Origin of the sequence: Tardiphaga sp. OK246 (genome assembly GCF_900188215.1) — a bacterium.
GTDB classification, from domain to species: domain Bacteria; phylum Pseudomonadota; class Alphaproteobacteria; order Rhizobiales; family Xanthobacteraceae; genus Tardiphaga; species Tardiphaga robiniae.
Genome location: NZ_FZOX01000004.1, coordinates 250,311 through 274,473, shown reverse-complemented (window position 1 = coordinate 274,473; position 24,163 = coordinate 250,311). Strand labels below are relative to the sequence as shown.

The 24,163-nt window shown below is 61.5% G+C and carries 22 protein-coding genes and 1 tRNA gene; 15 read left to right on the top strand and 8 right to left on the bottom strand.

Features of this window, described 5'->3' with window-relative positions; translation table 11 throughout:
* The first annotated feature begins 139 nt into the window (after positions 1 to 139).
* Complete coding sequence (locus CHC01_RS19665; RefSeq protein WP_141137130.1) at positions 140 to 517, top strand: hypothetical protein; 378 nt, start codon at positions 140 to 142, stop codon at positions 515 to 517.
* Positions 518 to 571: 54 nt separating this feature from the next.
* Here the strand turns inward: CHC01_RS19665 and CHC01_RS33335 are convergent, their stop codons facing one another.
* Entirely contained in the window at positions 572 to 2,965 is a 2,394-nt protein-coding gene (locus tag CHC01_RS33335) for a calcium-binding protein (RefSeq protein WP_176454643.1), read from the bottom strand.
* A gap of 492 nt (positions 2,966 to 3,457) precedes the next feature.
* Between CHC01_RS33335 and CHC01_RS32655 the strand changes: the two genes are divergently transcribed.
* The gene (locus tag CHC01_RS32655; protein ID WP_158596719.1) at positions 3,458 to 3,616 is read left to right on the top strand and encodes a hypothetical protein; all 159 of its coding nucleotides are present in this window, start codon (positions 3,458 to 3,460) and stop codon (positions 3,614 to 3,616) included.
* Between the two features lie 18 nt (positions 3,617 to 3,634).
* On the opposite strand, the gene CHC01_RS19655 is transcribed toward CHC01_RS32655, so the two are convergent.
* From CHC01_RS19655 to CHC01_RS19640, 4 genes are all read right to left on the bottom strand, one after another.
* Positions 3,635 to 4,543 carry a LysR family transcriptional regulator gene (locus CHC01_RS19655; RefSeq protein ID WP_089265932.1) on the bottom strand — a complete coding sequence of 303 codons (909 nt, stop codon included), beginning with the start codon at positions 4,541 to 4,543 and terminating at the stop codon, positions 3,635 to 3,637.
* Between the two features lie 16 nt (positions 4,544 to 4,559).
* Positions 4,560 to 6,068: a tripartite tricarboxylate transporter permease gene (locus tag CHC01_RS19650; RefSeq protein WP_089265931.1), complete on the bottom strand. Its 1,509-nt coding sequence runs from the start codon at positions 6,066 to 6,068 to the stop codon at positions 4,560 to 4,562.
* 15 nt (positions 6,069 to 6,083) lie between these two features.
* Positions 6,084 to 6,569 carry a tripartite tricarboxylate transporter TctB family protein gene (locus CHC01_RS19645; RefSeq protein WP_089265930.1) on the bottom strand — a complete coding sequence of 162 codons (486 nt, stop codon included), beginning with the start codon at positions 6,567 to 6,569 and terminating at the stop codon, positions 6,084 to 6,086.
* An 83-nt stretch (positions 6,570 to 6,652) separates the two neighbouring features.
* Positions 6,653 to 7,612, bottom strand: coding sequence for a tripartite tricarboxylate transporter substrate binding protein (locus tag CHC01_RS19640; protein ID WP_089266252.1), 960 nt, complete (start codon positions 7,610 to 7,612; stop codon positions 6,653 to 6,655).
* Positions 7,613 to 8,007: 395 nt separating this feature from the next.
* On the opposite strand from CHC01_RS19640, the gene CHC01_RS19635 reads away from it, so the two are divergent.
* The 3 genes from CHC01_RS19635 to CHC01_RS19625 all read left to right on the top strand — a co-directional run bounded on the left by CHC01_RS19635 (position 8,008) and on the right by CHC01_RS19625 (position 9,186).
* Positions 8,008 to 8,430, top strand: a complete 423-nt coding sequence (locus tag CHC01_RS19635; RefSeq protein WP_089265929.1) for a VOC family protein — start codon at positions 8,008 to 8,010, stop codon at positions 8,428 to 8,430.
* Positions 8,431 to 8,450: 20 nt separating this feature from the next.
* The gene (locus CHC01_RS19630) at positions 8,451 to 8,930 is read left to right on the top strand and encodes a VOC family protein (protein ID WP_089265928.1); all 480 of its coding nucleotides are present in this window, start codon (positions 8,451 to 8,453) and stop codon (positions 8,928 to 8,930) included.
* A 179-nt stretch (positions 8,931 to 9,109) separates the two neighbouring features.
* Positions 9,110 to 9,186: transfer RNA gene (locus CHC01_RS19625), tRNA-Met, on the top strand.
* Between the two features lie 107 nt (positions 9,187 to 9,293).
* Here CHC01_RS19625 and CHC01_RS19620 read toward each other — a convergent pair.
* A complete protein-coding gene (locus tag CHC01_RS19620) occupies positions 9,294 to 10,019 on the bottom strand; it encodes a GntR family transcriptional regulator (protein ID WP_374725611.1) in 726 nt (241 codons plus the stop codon).
* Positions 10,020 to 10,255: 236 nt separating this feature from the next.
* Here CHC01_RS19620 and CHC01_RS19615 point away from each other — a divergent pair, with 236 nt between their 5' ends.
* From CHC01_RS19615 to CHC01_RS19595, 5 genes are all read left to right on the top strand, one after another.
* Entirely contained in the window at positions 10,256 to 11,287 is a 1,032-nt protein-coding gene (locus CHC01_RS19615) for an amidohydrolase family protein (RefSeq protein WP_089265926.1), read from the top strand.
* The gene (locus CHC01_RS19610; RefSeq protein WP_089265925.1) at positions 11,284 to 12,189 is read left to right on the top strand and encodes a VOC family protein; all 906 of its coding nucleotides are present in this window, start codon (positions 11,284 to 11,286) and stop codon (positions 12,187 to 12,189) included. Before CHC01_RS19615 ends, CHC01_RS19610 begins: the two co-directional genes overlap by 4 nt.
* Positions 12,186 to 13,754 (top strand): bifunctional 3-(3-hydroxy-phenyl)propionate/3-hydroxycinnamic acid hydroxylase MhpA, encoded by a 1,569-nt coding sequence (gene mhpA / locus CHC01_RS19605; RefSeq protein WP_244527962.1) that lies wholly within the window; start codon positions 12,186 to 12,188, stop codon positions 13,752 to 13,754. The genes CHC01_RS19610 and mhpA overlap by 4 nt, the downstream gene beginning before the upstream one ends.
* A gap of 73 nt (positions 13,755 to 13,827) precedes the next feature.
* Positions 13,828 to 14,676, top strand: a complete 849-nt coding sequence (locus CHC01_RS19600) for a fumarylacetoacetate hydrolase family protein (RefSeq protein ID WP_089265923.1) — start codon at positions 13,828 to 13,830, stop codon at positions 14,674 to 14,676.
* 123 nt (positions 14,677 to 14,799) lie between these two features.
* Positions 14,800 to 15,777, top strand: coding sequence for a Bug family tripartite tricarboxylate transporter substrate binding protein (locus tag CHC01_RS19595; RefSeq protein WP_089265922.1), 978 nt, complete (start codon positions 14,800 to 14,802; stop codon positions 15,775 to 15,777).
* A gap of 95 nt (positions 15,778 to 15,872) precedes the next feature.
* Here CHC01_RS19595 and CHC01_RS19590 read toward each other — a convergent pair whose 3' ends face one another.
* On the bottom strand, positions 15,873 to 16,364 hold the full coding sequence (locus tag CHC01_RS19590) for a Dps family protein (RefSeq protein ID WP_089266251.1): 492 nt from the start codon (positions 16,362 to 16,364) through the stop codon (positions 15,873 to 15,875).
* 264 nt (positions 16,365 to 16,628) lie between these two features.
* Between CHC01_RS19590 and CHC01_RS19585 the strand changes: the two genes are divergently transcribed.
* On the top strand, positions 16,629 to 17,324 hold the full coding sequence (locus tag CHC01_RS19585) for a class I SAM-dependent methyltransferase (RefSeq protein ID WP_089265921.1): 696 nt from the start codon (positions 16,629 to 16,631) through the stop codon (positions 17,322 to 17,324).
* A 202-nt stretch (positions 17,325 to 17,526) separates the two neighbouring features.
* Here CHC01_RS19585 and CHC01_RS19580 read toward each other — a convergent pair whose 3' ends face one another.
* Positions 17,527 to 17,892 (bottom strand): ArsR/SmtB family transcription factor, encoded by a 366-nt coding sequence (locus CHC01_RS19580; protein WP_089265920.1) that lies wholly within the window; start codon positions 17,890 to 17,892, stop codon positions 17,527 to 17,529.
* A 115-nt stretch (positions 17,893 to 18,007) separates the two neighbouring features.
* On the opposite strand from CHC01_RS19580, the gene CHC01_RS19575 reads away from it, so the two are divergent.
* The 4 genes from CHC01_RS19575 to CHC01_RS19560 all read left to right on the top strand — a co-directional run bounded on the left by CHC01_RS19575 (position 18,008) and on the right by CHC01_RS19560 (position 24,096).
* Positions 18,008 to 19,180 carry an MFS transporter gene (locus CHC01_RS19575; protein ID WP_089265919.1) on the top strand — a complete coding sequence of 391 codons (1,173 nt, stop codon included), beginning with the start codon at positions 18,008 to 18,010 and terminating at the stop codon, positions 19,178 to 19,180.
* Positions 19,181 to 19,351: 171 nt separating this feature from the next.
* Complete coding sequence (gene carB / locus CHC01_RS19570) at positions 19,352 to 22,816, top strand: carbamoyl-phosphate synthase large subunit (RefSeq protein WP_089265918.1); 3,465 nt, start codon at positions 19,352 to 19,354, stop codon at positions 22,814 to 22,816.
* Between the two features lie 197 nt (positions 22,817 to 23,013).
* Positions 23,014 to 23,490 carry a transcription elongation factor GreA gene (greA, locus tag CHC01_RS19565; RefSeq protein WP_089265917.1) on the top strand — a complete coding sequence of 159 codons (477 nt, stop codon included), beginning with the start codon at positions 23,014 to 23,016 and terminating at the stop codon, positions 23,488 to 23,490.
* 201 nt (positions 23,491 to 23,691) lie between these two features.
* Positions 23,692 to 24,096: a DoxX family protein gene (locus CHC01_RS19560; protein ID WP_089265916.1), complete on the top strand. Its 405-nt coding sequence runs from the start codon at positions 23,692 to 23,694 to the stop codon at positions 24,094 to 24,096.
* The last annotated feature ends 67 nt before the right edge of the window (positions 24,097 to 24,163 follow it).

Here is a 24,163-nt window from a genome sequence, read left to right as displayed (position 1 = left end):
TTGAAAATCACTCTACACCATTTGACATGGATCAATCGCGGACGCTTTGACCCATATCAATGCCGGACCAACCCATCCCCGCCAATTTCGCAGGCCATGCGGGAATCCGGCGATGAATGAGGAATATCAGGCGCAACCAATGACTTGGGCAGATGCCCGCGCGGCCTATCCGCTCGTCTATCTGCACGATGCCAGCGTTACGCTGGATGCATGGCTGGATTTCGTGCGCCGGCGAACCGATGCCGATGGCGGCGACAACGGGCTGATCGTGATCCGCGACCGGCGCGATATCGTCCATGCGCTGTTTGCCTACCGGGTCGACCTCGACCTGCGCGGCACCAAACAACTCTGTATCGCGCAGCTGATCGTGGCCCAGATTCCCGGCTCGCAGATCGACCATGCGGTGGTCGCCTCGACCAGCCAGGTCGCGGCGTCGCTGGGTTGCCCGAGCATCGTGATCGAGCAACCGTTTCAGCTGATGCCGGGCGTCACGTCGCGGACGTCGACCGCAGCGTAACGCGAAAGCGGCCGCGACGCCGGTGGCCGCGCGACGACACTCACATCGCGGACATCACAAGACGAAGTCATCTGCCTTCAAGACAGCGCTGTTCACCTGAACCGCGAAGTCGGCCGCACCATCGCCATCGACATCGCCTTGAAGAAGATGATCGGCGAAGCGCAATTCGCCGGCGATATGTGTGAAAACAGCGCTTCCGACGAAGGCGAACGCTTGATCGCCGGCGGCCTTGCTGTTGGCATCGATTGCCGACAGATCGATCCAGTCGGCCGTGTCTGCGACGATCGACGAAAAGTCGGCGATCTGATCGGCAGCTCCGGGCAGACTGTCCTGCACAGCTTTGAATACAAAACTGTCCGCGCCAGCTCCACCGGTCAAGATGTCGGCGCCGAGCCCGCCTGTGAGCGTATCGTTGCCGCTGCCGCCATCAAGACTATCGTTTCCGCCGCCGCCATCGATCAGATCGTTACCGCCGCCACCCGAAATGCGATTGTCGCCTGTATCACCCGTCAGCAGGTCCATGGTCCCGCTCCCGATCAGATTTTCGATCGAGCTGAGCCGGTCACCTTCGGCATCTCCCCATTGAATGACACCTGTCGCCAGATTGATATTCACCTGGGCAATCGACGTGCTGTAGTCCGCCGTATCGTTGCCGGCGCCGCCGGCAAGCATATCGGCACCTGCGCCGCCGGCGAGGATATCGTCACCCGCATTGCCCCAAAGCTGATCGTTACCGGCACCGCCGTGCAGGATGTCATTGCCCGCGCCGCCGGTCAGGGCATCGTTGCCTTCGCCGCCGTCCAGCACGTCATTGCCGTCGCGACCGTTCAGAACGTCCTTGCCGCTGCCGCCTGACAACGTGTTGGCGGCACCGTCACCGATCAACGTGTCGTCGAAGCGACTACCAATGACGATCTCGATCGAACTGAAACTGTTACCGGCCGCATCGCCACCGCTGCCCGTACCGAGTGTCAGATCGACATGAATACCGGCAGACGATGTCTCGTAGCGCACCGTATCGATGCCGGACGCGCCGGCGAAAGCATCCGCGCCCTTGCCGCCGACGAAAATGTCATTGCCGTCACCGCCCCACATGCGGTCGTCACCATCGCCGCCGAACAGAAAGTCATTGCCCGCATCGCCGTAGAGAAAGTCGTTGCCGCCGTCGCCATGCAGAACGTCATTTCCCGCCGCGCCATGAATCGTGTCGCGACCATCGCCGCCGTGAATGATATCGTTATCCGCGGTGCCGGGGAGCACGTCATCGCCCGGCGTACCATTCGTGATCGTGTTGAACGACATGATGCGGCCGTGGATGTCGTCTGCAGCCGGTCCCTGCTCAAACGAGGTCCAGGTCGCGAGAATACGTCCATCTGACAATGTCAGGAGATGCGGTCCGGTTTCCGCCAGGCCACCTGTCGAATTAACAAGGAAATCGTTGCCGATCGGAAAAGCGCCCGGAATCAGCAGGCGACCATAGAGATCACTGGCTCCGGTGACGGGATCGGTGGCGTGCCAGATGATGACGGCGCGACCATCCGGTAGCGCGGCGATCGACGGGGAATCCTGACCGCCGTCAAAATTCGCATTGACGATATTATCGGACACAACCACGGATCCGTCCGGGTTCAGCAGGCGCGCATGAATGTTGCTGTCACCATCCGGTTCCTGCGCGGTCCAGGCCACGAGAATGCGTCCATCCGCGAGAACCGCGGCAGACGCGTCGCTCTGATTGAACTGGGCTCCCGGCACGATGCGAAAGTCCGGCCCGCTCGCGCTGCCATCGGGGTTCACGAACTGGCCGGAAACGTTGTAGCGCCCCTCGTCCGGATCGTACGACCTCCATGTGACGAACGCCCGCCCGTCGGGCAGCGCCGTCACCTTCGGATCATATTGCGTACCCCAGGTGGTCGTGTTCACGGTGAAGTCGTCAACAGCAACGGTGCCGTCGTCGTGGAGGATCCTCCCGCGGATATCGCCAAGATATTTCGGATCCCCGCCGTCTGCGGACACGTAGGTCAGCAAGATCTGGCCATCGGCAAGCGTCGTGACGGAAGGCATTTGCGGCGAAATCGCAGTTGATGAATTGACCACCATATCTGCAACGGGATGCCCCTCCGCATCGATGAGGGTGCCGCGAACTTCGGTGACATTGTCGGCGGCGATATAGGACTGCCATGCGACAAAGGCGCGGCCGTCGGAGAGCGCGGTGACCGAAGGCGCTCCCGGATCCCCGCTACGATCGATCGTGATCTGAAAATCAGGTCCTTGAGGCGTACCGTCCGCCGACAAATAGTGGCCCTGAATTGTATGCGGCTGATGACCGCTGGCGTCCGTCGCCGTCCATGTGACAAGAATACGTCCGTCGGACAACAGCGTTTGGGTTGCGCCCGCCTGGTCATTGGCGGTGGTGGAATTGATGGGAAATTCAGGTCCGACAAACGCCATGATGCAGCCCCCACTCATTTCGCCGGAGCGTGAATCTTTAATCGGACGAATCTGCGGCTGATATTTGTCGAGCGCGCGTTGTTCGTCCTCGCATTGAATCAATTGCATCCCATCGCATGCGTTAGGCGCGGCGGCCTTGTCTCACTGCAACGAGCGCGCTGGCGATAACGTCGACGGCCAGCTCTGCTTCAGAGCACATCGCGATATCCTGTTTCTCGCACGCAGTTTGAATCGCGAGCAGCACTGACGGCTGCGCGCATGATCACATCCTTGTTGCAGTGGCCGCGGGTGTCTGCCTCGGAATCTTTGCATTCCGCAAAGTGCAAGACGCCGTCCTTCCGACGATTGCGACGTCATTCGGCTCGGGTCGATTTAAAATCGATAAATTCGATTGCAAACGTCAATAATATTCGTTTGTCAAAATTTATAGCAGTCCTAGGCTCGAAGGAACCCGAGGAGCGATGCCGCCCCTCGATCATGCAGGAGCCGACCATGAAAACGATCATCCACCCCGACGTATCGGTCGCTCTCGCGCTGTTCGCCTTTGCTGCGGCGATCATCGCACGCCTGACAGTTACCAAGCGTTCCCGGCACAGCGCCGATCAGATCGCGGCCATCGTTGCGACATCGGGATATCCGTCCGGCACCTAGCCGCGCCTGCCCCCCGCATCACGTCCGCCTTGCCGGACGTTTCGGCGCCCTCGCCTGCCCTGCAGGCGCGGGCTTTTTGTTGGCCGCGTCATGCGCGAGGCGATGCATGAGTGCGACGGCTTCGGCGATGATCGCATCGTCGCGATCGCCGGGATAGACGACATAGGCTGGCATCGAAAATTCCGGCGCATCGGCGACGGCATGCAGCCGCCCAGCCTTCAGCTGGGGTGCAACGATGCGGCGCGGGAAATATCCGGAGCCGCCATTCTCCAGCACATGCTGCAGCCCGAGCCAACCGATATTGGCGGTGAGCGATGGCCCGGCGAAATCCGGAAACAGCGCCATGTGGCGTGCGTAGAATTCCGGGCCCCAGTCGATATAGACGTAACCCGACTGCGGCTCCGGCGCGCTGTGCGTGCTGGTCGAGACCAGAATGAGCTGCTCATCGAACAACTGCTCGACCTTGAGACCGGGCCGGCTCTGCGGCGTATACATCACGCCGATATCGATCCTGCCTTCGACGAGGCCCTGCATCAATTCGGCTTCGAGAGCGCTCTCGGCGCGGATCGCGATATCCGGATGTTTCGCGCGCATCAGCGGCAGCCAGTGGAGCAGATGCTCCTCCCACAGCCCAATGCGACCGCCGACGGTCAGCGTACCGCTGAAGCCTTTCGCAATGCCGACATCCTGCCGCGCATGTTCCACCGTTCGCACCAGCGTGGAAGCATGTTTCTGAAACTGGCGGCCTGCCGGCGTCAGCGTCGCACCGGCCTTGTTGCGGACGAACAGCGTCACGCGCAGCAACTGCTCCAGGGTCTGAATGCGCGCGCTGACCGTGGACTGTGTGACATGCAGCTTCTCCGCCGCGGTCACGAAATTCCCGGCACTCACAACAGCAAGGAATGTCCTGGCCAGTTCGGTGTCCATGACAAATGCCTCCCGGCTACGCGCCCTCGTCGAGCGCGACCATCTCGCGTTTCTTACGCAGTGCAGGCAACAGCGGGGCGATCAGAAGCACCACTGCCAGCGCAAGACACGCTGCCGAGATCGGCCGCTCGATGAAGGTCATGAGATTGCCTTGCGACAGGATCAATGACTTCCGCAGATTGTTCTCCAGCAGCGGGCCAAGCACGAAGGCCAGCACCAGCGGCGCAGGCTCGTAGCCGAACTTGCGCATGAAGTAGCCGATCACGCCGAAGCCGATCATCACATAGACGTCGAACACATTGTTGCTGCTGCAATAGACGCCGATGATCGTGAACAGGATGATCAGCGGGAACAGCACGTTGTAGGGCAGCTTCAAGAGCTTCACCCACATGCCGATCAGCGGCAGGTTCAGCACCAGCAGCATGAGGTTGCCGATATACATGCTGGCAACGATGCCCCAGAACAGTCCGGGGTTCTGGGTGATCAGCAGCGGACCGGGCTGCAGCCCGTGAATGACGAAAGCGCCGAGCAGCAGCGCCATCACCACATTCGGCGGGATGCCTAGGGTCATTAGCGGAATGAAGGCACCGCCCGCTGCCGCGTTGTTCGCGGCCTCAGGTCCGGCAACGCCTTCGATCGCGCCATGACCGAAGCGCTCCGGATGTTTCGACAGCCGCTTCTCCAGCGCATAGGACGCGAAGGACGCGACCACGGCACCCCCGCCCGGCAGGATTCCGAGGAAGAAGCCGAGGATGGTGCCACGTCCGATCGGCCCGGCGCTGGCCTTCCAGTCTTCCTTGTTGGGCAGAAGCTGCGTGATCTTGGCATTGATGATGTCGCGCTTGATCACCTGCTCGGTGTTGAGCAGCACCTCGCCGAGCCCGAACAGACCCATCACCACGGGCACGAGGCCGATGCCGTCGATCAGTTCGATCCGGCCGAAGGTCAGCCGCGGCTGCGCGGTGATGCTGTCGAGGCCGATGAGGCCAAGCACGATGCCGATACAGGCCATCAGCAACGCCTTGGCCATCGAGCCTTGTGTCAGGAAGGTCAGCACCACGAGACCGAGCACCATCAGGCTGGCATATTCGGCGGGGCCGAACGCAATGGCGACCGAGGCGAGTGACGGCGCCACCAGCATCAGCATCACCAGCGCGAAAGTGCCGGCGATGAAGGAGCCGAGCGCGGAGATGCCGAGCGCCGGACCGGCACGGCCCTGCTTCGCCATCTGGTGGCCGTCGATACAGGTGACGACGGACGCCGCTTCGCCGGGAATGTTGACCAGGATCGACGTGGTCGAACCGCCATACATCGAGCCGTAATAGATGCCGGCCATCATGATGATGCCGGATTCCGGCGTGCCGGACAGCGTCACCGGCAGCAGCAACGACATCGCCGAGATCGGCCCGATGCCCGGCAGCACGCCGACCAGGGTGCCGATGAAGACGCCGATGAAGCAGTAGAGAATATTGACGGGCTGCAGCGCGACACCGAAGCCGTGCATGACATTGACGAGAACATCCATGATCCGTGTTTCCCGTCAGCCGATTTCAAACATGCCCGAAGGCAACTGGATCAGCAGGCCGCGTTTCAGCACCCACCACACACCAACAGGCGCCAGCACCGCGAGTGGGATCGCCAGCGTCCAACGCACGGGATCGATGACGCGCAGCAACACCAGCATCAGCGGGATGGTCGAGATCAGGAAGCCCAGTGGCTCGAGCGCGAAAGCATAGGCCGAGAGGATGACGATGATCGCGCCCGGCTTGCCCCAGCTTGCGCCTTCCCATCGCGAGCCAAAGGTCGGTCCGCCTTCCGTTACCGAAGCGAGAACGATGGTGAGCGCGAAAGCGCACATCAGCAGGCCGATATAGAACAGCATGAAGCCGGAGCCGGGATCGTTGATGGTGCCGAGCTTCAGCTTGAGGCCGGAGCGAATGACGAACACGCCAAGCGCAATGCCGAGCACGCCGGTCCAGAGTTCTGAATTGTTGAGCCGGAATGGCGGGCGGGTTTGGTCAGTCATCGTTTCTGTCCCGAGACATCGACATGAAATGAAGGCGCATGCGATGAACCCCATCGCATGCGCCTGACGTCGCTATTCGACGATCAATTCGGCTTCTTGCCCAACCCGATTCCCTCGATCACCTTGCGCTCGGAATTGGTGACCTCGACAACGAATTTCTTGTAGTCCTCGGTGTTCTTGTAGTTCGGCACCATGTCGTATTTCGCCAGCGTCGCGATGACGGCGGGATCCTCGATGGCCTTCTTGAAGGCGTCGTGCAGCTTGGCGACGATCTTCGGATCCATGCCCTTCGGGCCGGCGATGCCGAACGGCGAGTCATAGACCATCGGATAGCCGCTCTCCTTCAGCGTTGGCGCATCCGGGAAATTCGGCGACCGCTTGTCGGTCCACACCATCAACAGACGCAGCTTGCCGGCATCGACCAGCGGCCGCCAGCCGGTGGAATCCGCCTGCAGCATGGTGTGATTGCCGAGCACGGCAGCATTGGTTTCAGCACCGCCCTTGAACGGCACCTGCGTGAGCTTGATGCCGGCCAGTGCCGCGATCTGCTCCATGCCGACATGCAGCGATGTGCCTGTACCCGGCGTCGCGTAAGTCACCTTGCCGGGATTGGCCTTGGCGAAATCGACCACGTCCTTCCAGGTCTTGAACTGCGACTCCGCATTGGTGGTGATGCCGAAGGTGTAGCCGGTGAGATGGATGATGTAGCTGAAATCCTTGTCCGGATTCCACGAGACTTCCTGCATCAGCGGCAGCCGGAACACGGTGATCGGAATCTGCGAGATCGTGTAGCCATCCGGCTTCGCAGCCGCCGCCATGGTCGCGGGACCGACAGTGCCGCCGCCGCCGCCCTTGTTGTCGATGGCGATCGGCTGGCCGAGATGTTTCGACGCGGCGTCTGCAATCGCGCGCATCGAGATGTCGGTGGAGCCACCGGCGGGCCATGGCACGATCAGTGTGATCGGCTTGGTCGGATAGTCCTGCGCCTGGACTGCACCGCCGAACATGGTGGCGGCCGCGATGAGCGCGACAGCAGCGGACATAGCAAGGCGATTGCGTTGCAACATGTGTTTCTCCCTCTGCGATTCCGGGGGTGATGCCCGGACCCGCTGTATTTTTATTGTCGTTCAGTCTAGCCCGGAACAAACCCAGGAAAAGGACATGTTTCGGACCCGACTGCGAACGCGTCTTGCGTCTTTGGCAATCAACGATGATTTCACCGCCGCCGCAATTCGCAATCAGGATGAGCCATGCGACATTCCGTCTGCACGCGGAGATCGCCCGGCTGACATATTGATCGCGGCGGACAAGAAATTCCGCCTGCAAAAATAACTGAGAAAATTTTGTCGGTGATGTCGGATCGCGGCAGGCCCACGCGTCCTAAGCGGGACAGTCACCAAAGAGAACACCCAGAGCGTATACCCACAGGAGCCATCCGATGAGCAAAATGATCTTCGTCAACCTGCCGGTCACCGACCTGCCCCGCGCGGTCGCCTTCTATGAGGCGGTCGGCGCAACCAAAAACCCGCAATTCTCCGACGACACCGCCGCCTGCATGGTGTTCTCCGACACCATCCACGCGATGCTGCTGACGCACGACAAATATCGCCAGTTCACCTCGAAGAAGATCGTCGATGCGAAGACCTCGAGCGAAGTGCTGATCTGCGTCTCCGCAGACAGCCGCGACGAAGTCGATGGTCTCGTGACGAAGGCCGTGGGTGCGGGCGGCAGCGCCGATCCAACACCCACGCAGGATTTCGGCTTCATGTATGGCCGCAGCTACGAGGATCCCGACGGTCACATCTGGGAAGTGATGTGGATGGATATGGCCGCCGCGCAATCTGCGATGGCTCAGGCCTGATCGAGAGAGGGATAGCAGCGATGTCAAAGATCTCACCCTGCATCTGGTACGAGACCGAGGCCGAGGAAGCCGCCAGATTCTACTGCTCGCTGGTGCCCAATTCCTCCATCGATCGCGTGCAGCGCGCCCCGATCGATTATCCCGGCGGCAAAGCAGGCAACGTGCTGGTGGTCGGCTTCACGCTGGCCGGCCAAAGCTTCATTGGCCTCAATGGCGGCAGCCCCGCCACATTCAGCACGGCCGTGTCCTTCACCATCCATTGCGAAGACCAGGCCGAAGTCGATCGTGTGTGGGACGCCATTTTGACAAATGGCGGCAAGGCAAATGCCTGCGGCTGGATCAACGACCGCTGGGGCGTGCCCTGGCAGATCGTGCCGAACGGCTTTACTGAAATGCTTGCCAGCGAGAATGGCGAGGGCGCCAAGCGTGCCATGACGGCCATGATGGGCATGGTCAAGCTCGATCTGGCCGCCCTGAAAAAGGCCTTCGACGGCGGCTAGACGTGGCCATAAGTGCCTGATCGGGCGGCGATAGCTGCCCGATCTCCAAATCGGCGGCCGGGTTGCGGGAACATCTATTCAGGCACCGATTTCAGGCGCTACTTTGCTTGACATCGAGTCCCTCGACTTCTTATATGCCGCGCATTCGCCGGGGACAATTTGTCCCCTCCGGATGCCGTGGCGGGGTAGCTCAGTTGGTTAGAGCACGGGAATCATAATCCTGGGGTCGGTGGTTCGAGTCCACTCCTCGCTACCAAATTTTCTGCCTACCAAATCTTGCAGACATGTTTCCAAGGCCTTGCATGCGTCGCGAGGCCTTTTTCATGCCCGCGGAGGTGTTGGCTGGGCCTGCGTCCGTGCCCTCTACGATGCGGCGTCTTCGCCCTCGTGCAGTTCAGAAAAGATCTGCTTGTCCTGGAGAATGACTTCAGCGGTCTGCCTGTAATGCGCGGTGAGCAGATCCACGGCGTGGTCCGCATCGCCGCTCAAAACTGCAGTCATGATCGCCTGATGCTCGTCCGTCACATGGCGTGACGGGAAGGCCTTGCGGATCGACAGACGCCGATAGCGGTAGAGCTGGTCGGCGAGTTGTCCGCAGAACGCGATCAGAGACTGCGAACCGCAATTCCCGATCAAGGTGCGGTGATAGACGCGGTGCAGCCGCTCCCATTCCGGATTGTCTTCGAAGTGTTCGGCATTGAGCGAGCGCGGGGTTCGCCCGAGGCGATGTTGCGCGAGCAGAAGCTGCTCCTCCCATTGCGGCGTCGAGGCCGCCATGGATTCCCGCAGCGCCAGACTCTCGACCCAGCACCGGGTCTTGGTCAGTTCGGCCAGTTCGCTGCGGCTGATATCCGCGACATAGAATCCGCGCTGCTCGCGGCACTCCACCAGACCATCGGCGGTCAGCCGGTTGAGCGCCTCGCGGAGCGGCGTCTGACCGGTCTGATACAGCTCGGTCAGGAAACGCATCTGGAGTTTCCGGCTCGGCTCGAGCCGTCCGGACAGCAGGTCCTCCCGCAACCGGTCATAGACCGTGCTGGCCTGGGTCGAGGACGGCGGCGAAGCCAATTCCAGTGAGGTTGTGTCCACGTGCTTCAATCCCGGAATCATCTGCCTGTCAGCTTCGATTTCTATACACTTTTTCTGATTTCAGAAAAATCTATAAATTTTTATTGTACGAGCCGATTTCTATAGATATTAGTTCCCCAAGGTCCTGAGAGATGACTGGCGGGAGGCGCGACAATGTTTGGCAAGGCTCAGCAAGCGCCTGAGGCATCGGCAGTTTTCGCAGCTGTCCAGCCGCGCACTGCCCGACCACAGTGCCTATGAGCGCCATCTCCCCATGCAGCTGCGGGATCGATGTCCACGCACATGTCGTGCCGTCCTCCTTCCCTTCCTACCTGGGCGCGGCGGTGCCGGCCGACTGGCCGTCGATGGCGGATGCCAAACCCTGCCACAAGCATGTGATGATGGCCGGCCGCATCTATCGCACGGTGTCGGATCGCTGCTGGGATGTCGCCAAGCGCGTCACGGATATGGCGGAGATGGGACTCGGCGTGCAGGCCATTTCGCCGATGCCGGAGCTACTGTCCTATTGGATGGAGCCCGCAGCGGTGAATGATCTCCTCCGCTACATCAACGACCAGATGGCCGAGATGGTCATGCATTCCGGTGGCCGCCTCGTCGCCCTCGGCGCGGTACCGCTGCAGGACATCGACCGCGCCATTGCCGAGCTGCATCGGCTGAAGCACGAACTAGGCTTTGCGGGCATCGAGATCGGCAGCAACATCAACGGCAAGCCGATCGGGTCTCCCGACTTCGACGGATTCTTCGCCGAGGTCGAGAAGCTCGACATGGCGGTGTTCGTCCATGCTCTGCGGCCTTGCGGCATGGATCGCCTCGTCGGCCCCGCGCAGTTGCAGCAGGTACTGGCCTATCCGACCGATGTCGGCCTTGCCGCGGCATCCGTCATCACCTCGAACCTCTTGCTGCGCCACCCGCGCCTGCGCATGGCGTTCAGCCACGGCGGCGGCACGCTCGCCTCGCTGCTGCCGCGGCTTCAGGAGGGATATCAGGTATTTCCTGTGCTGCAGGAGAGCATCCAGGAATCGCCGATCTTGCAGGCACGCCGGCTCTATTACGACGCGCTGGTCTATGACGACCCGACGCTGCTGCATCTGATCGCCAAGTTCGGCGCGACGCAGATCATGCTCGGCACAGACTACCCGTTCGCATTTCACGATCGCACGCCGGCAACGCGCGCCGCATCGGCGATCGCCGACGGCGCTACGCGCAATCTCGTCCTTCATGGCAATGCAAGACGTTTCCTCGGCCTTGACGAGCAGGCTTCGCAATGACCCATTTCCCGATCACAGCCCTGCGTAGCGTCGATCTCGACACGCCGGATCTGCAGCGATCCGAACAGTTCTACACATCTGTGTGGGGACTCGACCTCGTGACACACCACGGAGGCGTCACTTACTTGCGGGCCAGCGGCAGCGACCACCATGTCGTCGCCTTGCGGCAGGGCGATCGCCCTGCGCTGAGGGCCATCACGTTCCGGCTGCATTCGGATGCGGAATTCGAAACGATCGCCGCAGCATCCGTGAAACACGGGGCCACGCTGCTCTCAGGCCCAGCTCCGAATCCGGCACCAGATGGGGGTACACTGATGACCATCCGCGCGCCCGGTGGCGGCGTGCTTCGCTTCGTTCATGGCGACCTGCAACATGCCGAAGCTCCGTCATCGGCCAACCGTCCGACACGCCTCGCGCATGTCAACATCAACAGCAGCAATGTTGATGGCCTCGCCGCATTTTACGAGCAGGCACTCGGCTTTCGTCTCACCGACCGCTCGAAGATCATGGCCTTCGTTCGCTGCAACAGCGACCACCACGCCATCGTCATCGCCGACGCTGCGGCGAACGGACTCAATCACGTCGCCTTCCTGATGCCGGATCTCGAAGCCGTGATGCGCGGCTCGGGCCGCATGATCGACGCCGGCTTTCCCATTGCCTGGGGCGTCGGCCGTCACGGCCCCGGCGACAATGTGTTTGCCTATTTCATCGATCCGGTCGGGATCGTCATCGAATACACCGCCGAAGTTCTGCAGGTCGATGACAGCTATGTCGTGCGCGGCCCGGCGGAATGGGTCTGGCCACCCGGCCGCACCGATCACTGGGGTATCGCACCGCCCAAGGCCGATCACGTCAAGGCGGCACAGACCGCCATTGGCTACGCCGACGGGAGTGCCGCGTGACGGTTTCATCCGAGCAGACACGGAATGATTTTCAGGTCGTCGTGGTCGGTCATGGTCCGTCAGGCGCCATCGCGGCCAGCCTCCTTGGCGACCGTGGCATCCGCACGCTGGCCATCGACCGTCAGCTAGAGGTCTATGACAAGCCGCGTGCGATCGCGATCGATCACGAGATCCTGCGCCTGCTCGACAATATCGGCGTTGCCGAGCGCGTGCTGCCTTACGTTGCTCCGTTCCCCGCTTCCCAGCATTTCGGCGCCAAAGGGCAGTTGATCCGCCGCATCGACATGGTCGCGGAGCCCTATCCGCTCGGCTACACGCCCAGCATGGTGTTCACGCAGCCGCCGGTCGAAGCTGCCTTGCGCGAACATGCCGCGGCCTATGACAGCGTCGAGGTCGAGCTGGGCACCGAACTGCTCGGCTTCACGCAATCGACCGATCGAGTGACACTGCATTTGCGCGACGATCGCGGTACGACGCGCGATGTCACCGCCGACTACGTCATCGCCTGCGACGGCGCCTCCAGCAGCACCCGGCAACAGCTTGGCATCGCATTCGAGGATCTCGTCTTCGATGAGCCCTGGCTTGTCGTCGATCTTCAGGTCAACGACGCCTCCCTCAGCAAGCTGCCGCAGACCGCAGCGCAATTCTGCGATCCGTCGCGGCCCACGACCTTCATCATCGGCCCCGGCAATCATCGCCGCTTCGAAATCATGCTGCTGCCCGGCGAAGATCCGCGCGAGATGGAAACGGCCGCGCAGGTCTGGCGATTGCTCGCGCACTGGATTACGCCTGATGATGCCACGCTGTGGCGTGCTGCGAGCTACCGGTTTCATGCGCTCGTCGCGCAAGAATGGCGGCTTGGCCGCATCTTCCTCGCCGGCGATGCCGCGCATCAGCAGCCGCCGTTCATCGGCCAGGGTATGTGCCAGGGCATCCGCGATGTCGGCAATCTGATCTGGAAGCTCGACCGCGTACTCCGCGGACAATCCAATGCAAAATTGCTCGACAGCTACGGCGAGGAGCGCGGCGAGCATGTGCGCCAGCTCACTTCCCGCATCAAGGCCATCGGCCATGTGATCTGCGAACGCGATCCCGACGCCGCAGCAGCACGCGACGAGCGCATTCTTGCGGAGGGTGGCGGCCAACCCCGCACCATCACCCGTCAGGAAATCGTGCCGCCATTGCAGACGGGACTGCTGGCATTTCCCCTCCACACGGCACACGGCACGCTGTTCCCCCAGCCTTGGATCAGGACTGCAGAAGGACGGCGCCGTCTCGATAGCGTCGCCGGCACCGAATGGCGGCTTGTGCTCGATATGCGCAACGAACTGGAGCTCAGTCCCGATCTGCAAGCGATCATGACTCGGCTGGACATCAGGCCAATTCGTATCGGCCCCGCCGCTGATGACGTACTTACTGAAGAGGACGGCGTTCTCGCCGCATGGTTCGACCGTCACGACTGTCGCGCCGCAATCGTGCGGCCCGACCACTACGTCTTCGGCGTCGCCAGCGAGACCAGCGCGCTCGACGCGCTACTCACCGATCTTGCGGAGCGGCTCCGATGATCAGACCGGCCGCACAGCGTCGCCACACCAACATTCCCCACGGACACACAGCTTCCAGAGCGAGGACATCACGATGAAATTGGCAAGTTTTCAGATCGGCACCAGCAAGACCTGGGGTGTGATCGAGGGCGACGAGGCGCTCGACATCGGCGCGGTTCTTGGAGCGCGCTATCCCGATCTCAAATCCGTCATTGCAGCCGACGCGCTGTCCGTGGTGCGTGATGCAGCCGACAAGGCCAAACGTATCCCGACGGCTGATATCACCTGGCTTCCCGTGATTCCAAATCCGGACAAGATCCTCTGCATCGGCCTGAACTATGAGATGCACCGCAAGGAAACCGGACGCGCCGAAGTCGACAATCCTACGGTGTTCGGCCGCTTTGCCAACAGCCAGACCGGCCATCTCACCAATATCATCCGCCCGAAGGTCTCGACCCACCTCGACTTCGAAGGCGAACTCGCCATCATCATCGGTAAGCCCGGACGATACATTTCGCAGGCCGATGCATGGAGCCATATCGCCGGCTATGCCTGCTACAACGAAGGCAGCGTGCGCGATTTCCAGCGTCACACCCATCAGTTCACGCCCGGCAAGAATTTTCCGGAGACCGGCGGCTTTGGCCCCTGGATGATGACGCCGGACGAACTCGGCGACGTGGCGCCGCTGCGACTGCAGACCCGCGTCAATGGCCAGGTCGTGCAGGACGCCACCATCGATCAGATGATCTTCGATATCCCGCGGCAGATCGAATACTGCTCGTCCTTCACCCGCCTTGAGCCGGGCGACGTGATCGCCACCGGCACGCCGGGCGGCGTTGGCGCCAAGCGCACGCCTCCGCTCTGGCTCAAGCCGGGCGATATCGTCGAAGTCGAGATCGATCGGCTCGGCGTGCTGCGCAACGGCGTGGCCGACGAGGCCTGATGCAAGCGGCAGCCCGCACCGCCAGCACCGCGGTCTGCTTCTCACGACAAAGACCCGCTCGTTCGAAAGCGCGCCTCAACAAGCGATCAGAAATCGCAGGCCATCCATTTCAGGAGGAAGTCCATGCTCACATTGTCCCGTCGTATCTTGTTGACCGGCAGCATTCTTTGCCTCTCGCTGCCCGCCTATGCGCAATCGTGGCCGCAAAAGCCGGTGACGATCGTGGTGCCGCAGGCGGCGGGCAACAGCCCGGACGTGCTCTGCCGTATCGTCGCCGAAAAACTCTCCCGCGCGCTCGGACAACAGTTCATCGTTGAGAACCGGCCGGGCGCCGCGAACCTCGTCGGCGCACAGACGGTCGCGCGCGCCGCCCCCGACGGCTACACCTTCCTGTTCGCGACGTCGGCGGCGCTGGTCACCAATCCCTATACGTTCAAGAAACTGCCCTACGACCCAGTGAAGGATTTCGTGCCGGTGGCGATGGTGGCGCGGAGCAACCACGTGCTGCTCGTCAATCCCGAAGTAAAAGCCAAAACGCTGGCGGAATTGATCGCGCTTGAAAAATCCGCTCCCGGCTCCCTGAGCATGGCGGTCGACGGCGCGCGCAACATTTCCGGCCTGATCGCACAAACCATCAACAAGCAGGCGGGCACCAGTTTCGTCCTGGTCCCCTACAACACCATCACCAACGCGATCCAGGACAGCCTGACCGGACGCACCCAGGTGACGATCCAGTCCGCATCGGTGGCTGAGTCCTTCATCAAGGCCGGTACGCTGCGGGCACTCGCCATTGCCGGCAACAAGCGCGTCGATTCATTGCCGGATGTGCCCGCAATTGCCGAGACGTTGAAGGGCGCGGATCTGCAAGGCTGGTTCATGATGATGGCTCCGACCGGGACACCTGCCGAGATCGTCGACAAACTCAGTGCCGAGATTGCGCAGACACTGAAATCGCCGGACGTGCAGGAGCGCGCGCCCGTGCTCGGCTTCGATGTCGCCTCCGGTGACGTGGTGACGCCTGCGGGCGCGAAGCGCTTTTTCGACGCCGAGCTTGTCGCCACAGGCAAGACGATTCAGGAACTCGGCATTCAGCCTGAATAACCGCGACCCTGCGCCTGGTGCCGAACAACGGCATCTCCACATGAAAACGCCCGCTGTGAAGCGGGCGCTTTGACGCATTCAATCGGGAACGAAGCTTACGCCTCGTTGCCGCCTTCCTGCTGCGACGCCTCGAACAGGAACCAGGTGCGGCGCTCGGTGTCGTCGATGTAGTTTTCAAGCAGGCTGGCGCTGGCGATGTCCTTGGCGTCGTCGCAGACCTCGTGGGCCTTGCGCATCGCCGCTGCCATTTTCTTGTTGTCGTTCATCAGCTCGCGCAGCATCTCCACCGGCGGCACATAGGCCTCGTCATTGTCCTTGATGGTCTGCAGCTTGGCGACTTCGCCGATCGAACGCAGCGTGCGACCGCCGATCTTGCGCACGCGTTCCGCCAACGGATCCGTCGTCGCAAAAATCTGGTCGGACTGCTCGTCGAGCATCAGGTGATAGTCGCGGAAGTGGCGGCCGCTGAGATGCCAGTGAAAATTCTTGGTCTTCAGGTAAAGCGCGAAAGCGTCGGCGAGCAACCCGTTCAGCGCCTTGGCCACCTTCTCCACGGCGTCGGCTGAGAGGTCAGTCGGGGTATTCATTTCGGCAGCGATTTTCGATGTCTTGGTGCTCACGTTACTTACCTTCCCGTGTCGGATGATTTGATGGCTGGAGGGTTGTCGTCAGGGCGGAAGATTTCAGGAAAAATCGGAGTGGTCTTGACGGAAAGCACTGCAAATTTCCGAAAACTGCGGTTCTTGAAGGAAAGGCGGTTTCCCACGCGCCTGAAAACGCTCTAGACCGTTTCAACGCATCACAAATATAGGGGTTCCCGACACGGGAACAACAATCGGGCCGGGCAGACGATGGAAGATTGGATCGATTATTACGATTCCACGCATACGATTTATGCGAGCAAGCTGCATCGTGACGTGCATTTCGAGGTCATCGCTCGCGATATCATTGGCTACATCGCCTCTCAGGATGCCGTCGTGCTCGACTACGCCTGTGGCGAAGCACTCTCGGCCGCCAAAGTGGCCAATGCCTGCAGCAAGCTGATCCTGGCAGAGCCCGCGCCTGGCGTTCGCGGCCGACTGGTCGCCCGCTTCGCGCCCAACACCAAAATCCGGGTCCGGTCGCTGGAAGAGTTGCGCAACATGACGGCGCAGTCGATCGACTTGGCTGTCATGAATTCGGTGGCTCAGTACATGACAGGCCCCGAACTCGACGATGCCTTTGCGATCATCAAGCGGCTGCTGGCGCCTGGCGGCAAGCTGGTGGTCGGCGACATCCTGCAGCCCGATGTCGGCATGACGACCGATGTCATGGCGCTGCTGAAGCTCGCCCGGGAACACGGCTTTCTGTGGGATGCGTTCGTTGGGCTTGTTCGCACGGCCCTCTCTGACTACCGCCAGCTGCGCACCAAGGTTGGCCTGCAGCGCTACAGCGAGGCGGAGATGCTGGCCAAGCTGACCGCGGCCGGTTTCCGGGCGTCGCGGGCGCCGGTCAATATCGGCCACAATTCCTCGCGCATGACCTTCGTCGCCCACCACGCATTCTGAGGCATCGGCTGGGGCAAACGGACGATTAAGGTTAACAGACGGTTTACAAAACTTGAGGTGGATCGCCACCCCGTGATCGGTAACATTGTGCTCGGCCCGGTGGCGGAAATGTCTACGCGGGGGCGATGCATCGCTCTTTATCCTGGTTCAAGTCCAGGCTGGGCCTCCAACCTTTCAGACATTTACCAGTGGGTCGGCGCTGTCAGGCTTCGGTGAATTCCAGCACCGGAAGCTGCAGGCGCTCGGCATCGCGCTCGGCCGATGCGAGCACCGCATCCAGCAAACCCGGAAACCTGCTCTCGAGATCCTCGCGGCGCAGTTTCATCAACCTCGCCGTCCCCACCGCGCGCGTTTCCATCAGGCCGGCCTCGCGCAGTTTCGCAAAATGATAGGCGAGATTGGACTTGCCGCTGAGGCCGTAAAAGTCGCCGCAGCGCAACTCACCGACCTCTTTCTCGCGTTTGGCCAGATTGTAGACGATCGCCAGCCGGATCGGATCGCTCAGGCAATCCATCACGCCAGGCAATTCGATCTGTTCGCGCGTGGGATGCGGGAGAATGCGGCTCATGGCTCCTCAATACTGATTCCGACCGGCCGTCGCAATGTTCAATATTTCTTGAACCATTTGACATTTTGCATTGCCGCATCAATAGTTCAACGAAGATTGAACTAAGGATGTGGCGATGAGCGTCTTCTGGCTGGCCCTGGCGACATTTGCGATTGGGACCGAAGCATTTGTAATTGCTGGTCTTCTTCCAATCATGGCAGCGGACCTGAATGTCACGTTGGCGGCCACGGGACAATTGGTCACCGTTTACGCCATCACTTATGCCATCGGCTCGCCGATCCTGGCTGTGCTGTTCAGCAATTTTGACCGCCGCACCGTCGTCTCGCTGGCGCTGGTCTGTTTCATCGTCGGAAATCTTTTGGCGGCCGTTGCCAGCACATTCGGCACTCTCCTGCTGTCGCGCATGCTGATGGCCGTGGGCGCCGGACTGTGCATGCCGACCGCCATGGCCGTCGCAATCGCGATCGCTGCACCGGAACGCCGTGGCCGCGCCGCGTCGCTGGTGATCTCCGGCCTGACGGTGGCGACGGTTCTGGGCGTGCCGCTCGGAACCTGGGTCGGCAGTCATTTTGGCTGGCGGTCGACGTTCGTGATGGTCGCAGCGCTCGGCGCCGTCGCATTGGCCGGGCTGCTGCTGGGATTGCCCCGCGGTTTGCCACGCGCTGCTGCCACACTTGGTCAGAGGCTTGCCGTCGCGCGCCATCCCGAAGTGCTGAAAACCCTTGCTGTGACCTGCATGTGGGGCCTCGGGGGCTTTACCTCATTCACCTATCTGGCTGTGCCGCTGCACCGACTCGGCTTTGACGCCAACGGGATCAGTCTGGCACTGCTGGTCTTTGGCGTCGCTGCGGCGATCGGAAACACCCTGGGCGGCACGATGTCCGACCGTATCGGGCCGCTCCGCACCTCGACGCTGGGCCTGATCGGCATGATGCTGTCACTGACGCTGCAATCGGCGGCCCTGACATTCGCGCCGCCCGCCACTGCGGGCGTGCTGTTTCTGGTCTTCATTTTTACCCAGGGCATTGCCGGCTGGATGTTCTATCCCGGACAGGTCGCACATCTCGTGCGCATCACGCCGGAAGCCTCGGTCATCGCGCTCTCGCTGAACGCCTCGGCCATGTATATCGGCTTTGCCGGCGGCAGCGCGTTGGGCGGCGTGGTGCTGTCGACATTGAGCTCCAACCACCTCGGCTGGATCGGCGGCTGCGCCGAGGCGGCAGCCCTCGCGCTCGTCCTCGCCGGACACCTTCTGAAGCGCCCGAAACCGGCCCAAATTGCCGGTTGATGGCACCTTCAAAAGCCTTCCCCGCCCCGTTATAGTGGTCTAAAGACAGCCGCGCGCGAGGATCGGCCTATGGCTCCCTGAGGGGTCAATGGCTGGTTTGGCGCCCGGGCCCGAGGGACGCGCGTATGCGCGCCCTTTTTTTGTGCCGATTTGTCACCACCGCGAGTTTAAATGCCAAAACGCACCGACATATCCACCATCCTGATCATCGGCGCCGGTCCTATCGTGATCGGCCAGGCCTGCGAGTTCGACTATTCGGGCACGCAAGCCGTCAAGACGCTCAAGGAAGAGGGCTACCGGATCGTTCTGGTCAATTCCAATCCGGCCACGATCATGACGGACCCGGAACTGGCGGACGCTACCTATATCGAGCCGATCACACCCGAGATCGTCGCCAAGATCATCGAAAAAGAGCGCGGCGACCGCTCCAAGGGTTTTGCGCTGCTGCCGACCATGGGCGGCCAGACCGCGCTGAACTGCGCTCTGTCGCTGCGCCAGCAGGGCACGCTGGAGAAGTTCGACGTGGAGATGATCGGCGCCACCGCCGAAGCGATCGACAAGGCCGAAGACCGCCAGCTGTTTCGCGAGGCGATGACGAAGATTGGCCTGGAGACGCCGAAGTCGCGGCTCGCCAATGCATCCGCGCTGAAGAAGCAGTATCGCGAGCAGCACCAGGCCGAAAAAGCCAAGCTGACGGGCGACGCGCTGGCCGAGCACGAGCGGCAGTGGGTGCTGCATGAAGGCGACCGCCGCAAGCGCTATCAGGAGCACGCTCTCGGCCAGGCGCTGATGGCGCTGTCTGAAATTGGTTTGCCCGCGATCATCCGCCCGTCCTTCACCATGGGCGGCACCGGCGGCGGCATTGCCTATAACCGCGAAGAATTCCTCGACATCATCGAGCGCGGCCTCGACGCGTCTCCGACCAACGAAGTGCTGATCGAAGAGTCAGTGCTCGGCTGGAAAGAGTACGAGATGGAAGTCGTCCGCGACAAGAAGGACAACTGCATCATCATCTGCTCGATCGAGAACCTCGATCCGATGGGCGTGCATACCGGTGACTCCATCACCGTCGCGCCGGCGCTGACGCTGACCGATAAAGAATACCAGATCATGCGCGACGCCTCGCTGGCGGTGCTGCGCGAGATCGGCGTCGAGACCGGCGGCTCCAACGTGCAGTTCGGCGTCAATCCTGCCGACGGCCGCATGGTCGTGATCGAAATGAATCCGCGCGTGTCGCGCTCATCCGCGCTGGCCTCGAAGGCCACCGGTTTCCCGATCGCCAAGGTCGCGGCAAAGCTTGCCGTCGGTTACACACTCGACGAAATCGCCAACGACATCACCGGCGGCGCAACGCCTGCGTCGTTCGAGCCGACGATCGATTATGTCGTCACCAAGATTCCCCGTTTCGCCTTCGAGAAATTCCCGGGCGCATCGCGCACGCTGACGACGTCGATGAAGTCGGTCGGCGAAGTGATGGCCATCGGCCGCACATTCCAGGAAAGCTTGCAGAAGGCGCTGCGCGGACTTGAAACCGGCCTGACCGGCCTCGACGAAATCGAGATCGAGGATCTCGGCCGCGGCGACGACAAGAATGCCATCCGTGCTGCACTCGGCACGCCGACGCCGGACCGTCTGTTGCAGGTCGGCCAGGCCATGCGTCTGGGCTGGACCGATGAGGAGATCTTCAACTCCTGCAAGATCGATCCGTGGTTCCTCGCCGAGATGCGCGGCATCGTCGAGATGGAAGCCAAGGTGAAGGCCAATGGCCTGCCCGCCAACGCCTTCGGCATGCGGACGCTGAAGGCCATGGGCTTCTCCGACGCGCGCCTCGCCGTGCTCGCCGGCAAGACCGAGGCCGACGTCAAGGCACTGCGCCGCTCGCTCGATGTGCGACCGGTGTTCAAGCGCATCGACACCTGCGCCGCTGAATTCGCCTCGCCGACCGCTTACATGTATTCGACCTATGAGTCGTCCTTCGCCGGCGCCTTCGCTGACGAGAGTCAGCCGTCGGACAAGAACAAGGTCATCATTCTTGGCGGCGGCCCGAACCGTATCGGCCAAGGCATCGAGTTCGACTATTGCTGCTGCCACGCCTGCTTCGCGCTCGCCGACGCCGGCTACGAGACCATCATGGTCAACTGTAATCCGGAAACCGTGTCGACCGACTACGACACTGCGGATCGCCTGTATTTCGAACCACTGACTGCCGAAGACGTGCTTGAGATCATCGACACCGAACGTCAGAACGGCACGCTGCACGGTGTGATCGTGCAGTTCGGCGGCCAGACCCCGCTGAAGCTCGCACGCGCGCTGGAAGCCGCCGACGTGCCGATCCTCGGTACCTCGCCGGATGCCATCGATCTTGCCGAAGATCGCGATCGCTTCAAGCGCATCCTCGACAAGCTCAAGCTCAAGCAGCCGAAGAACGGCATCGCCTATTCGGTCGAACAGGCCCGCCTCGTCGCAGCCGATCTCGGCCTGCCGCTGGTGGTGCGTCCGTCCTATGTGCTCGGTGGCCGCGCGATGCAGATCATCCGCGAGGAAAGCCAGCTCGGCGATTACCTGCTCGGCACGCTGCCGGAGCTGGTGCCTGGCGACGTCAAGGCGCGCTATCCGAACGACAAGACCGGCCAGATCAATACGGTGCTCGGCACCAATCCGCTGCTGTTCGATCGCTATCTGTCTGATGCCATCGAAGTCGACGTCGACTGCCTGTGCGATGGCAAGGATACCTTCATCGTCGGCATCATGGAGCATATCGAGGAAGCTGGCATTCACTCCGGCGACTCGGCCTGCTCGCTGCCGCCGCATTCGCTCGACGACGACATGATCGCCGAGCTCGAACGCCAGACCCGCGACATGGCCCTCGGCCTCGACGTGGTCGGACTGATGAACGTGCAGTTCGCGGTCAAGGATCGCGACATCTACGTGCTCGAAGTCAATCCGCGCGCGTCGCGCACCGTGCCTTTCGTTGCCAAGGTGATGGGCATGCCGGTGGCCAAGATCGCCGCGCGTATCATGGCCGGCGAGAAGCTCGCCGACTTCAATCTGAAGAAGCGCAAGCTCGACCATGTCGGCGTCAAGGAATCGGTCTTCCCGTTCGCGCGCTTCCCCGGCGTCGATACGGTGCTCGGCCCGGAAATGCGCTCCACCGGCGAAGTGATGGGCATCGACCGCTCGTTCGAAATCGCCTTCGCCAAGAGCCAGCTCGGCGGCGGCACCCGCGTGCCGCGCAGTGGCACCGTATTCGTGTCCGTGCGCGAAAGCGACAAGACGCGCATTCTCGATGCCGTGAAGCTGCTCTCGTCGAACGGCTTCAAGGTGCTCGCGACGTCGGGGACCCAGCGCTTCCTGGTCGACAACGGCGTCCCCGCCGAGAAGATCAACAAGGTGCTGGAAGGCCGGCCACACATCGTCGACGCCATCACCAATGGCGAGATTCAGCTGGTTCTGAACACCACCGACGGGCCGCAGGCCTTGGCCGACAGCCGCTCGCTGCGGCGGGCTGCCCTCTTGCATAAAGTACCGTATTACACCACTCTTTCGGGTGCCGTGGCGGCTGCACAGGGCGTCCGGGCCTATCTGGGCGGGGACCTTGAGGTCCGCACATTGCAGAGTTACTTTTCCGAAGCCTGAATTCGGGCGGACTGCAGGTCCGACGAGATCAGCTAGGCAAGGCACGACCGGAACTCACCGGTCGCGTCTTTGTTTTGTTTCGGCACTCGAAGCCGGCGTCTGAACTGGCTGCAAGCGCAGCCAAGCCGACATCTTGCAGAACGAATGGTTTCATGCGCGCGCCGCCGCGTTCCGCATGACGTTAGAGGACGAAGAGAATGGTTGAGAAGGTCCCGATGACAGCAGGTGGCTACGCTGCGCTGGAGGTCGAGCTGAAGGAACGTCAGTCGGTGCACCGTCCGCGGATCATCGAGCAGATCGCCGAAGCGCGCTCCCATGGTGACCTCTCGGAAAATGCCGAGTATCACGCCGCCAAGGAAGAGCAGTCGCATAATGAAGGCCGCATCAGCGATATCGAAGACAAGCTCGCCCGCGCCGATATCATCGATATCTCGAAGCTGTCCGGCGATACCATCAAGTTCGGCGCGACCGTTTCGCTGATCGCTGAGGACACCGAGAAGAAGGCGGTCTGGCAGATCGTCGGCGAGCCCGAGGCTGATGCCAAGAAAGGTCGCATCTCGATTACCTCGCCACTGGCGCGTGCGCTGATCGGCAAGAGCAAAGGCGCATCGGTCGAAGTCGTCGCTCCCGGCGGGGCCAAGGCCTATGAGATCACCAAGGTCGAGTGGCGCTGATCGACAGCGCTCAACGCGAAACAAGAAAGCCGCGCATGATGCGCGGCTTTTTTATTGTCCCCTGATTGCGGTATCCAGCCATCGCTACTCACGAAAACTTCTGGAATACTTCCACAGCTCACGTGTTTTCACACGAGAGTGACCAGCATTTTGCATTGCAGTAATGCTAGAAACGATGGTCATCACAGGGGGACTAATGACATGGACCAAGCCTTCGCTAAATTTCAGCCTGCTGCACTAAGCCTTTTCCGCTTCATCACCGGCCTGCTGCTGCTGCAGTATGGCATCGCCAAGATCTTCAAATTTCCGGTTCTGCCCTATTTCGCGAATATCCCGCCGTTGATCCAGGTCGCGGCAACGCTTGAACTCGTCGGCGGTGCGCTGCTGCTGCTCGGCCTGTTCACGCGCCCAGTTGCGTTCATCCTCGCCGGTGAAATGGCTTTCGCTTACTTCCTCGGCCACATGTTTAAAGGCGCGGATCCGGTTTTCCTGCCGCTGCTGAACGGCGGCACCGCTGCCATCCTGTTCTGCTTCTCATGCCTCTATCTTGCGACGTCAGGCGGAGGCCCGATCAGCCTCGACGCGATACTGCGCAAGAAGAACTGATTGAACGGTAGGATGGGTAGAGCGTCTTCGCGAAACCCATCGGTGCACACATTCAGGTGATGGGTTT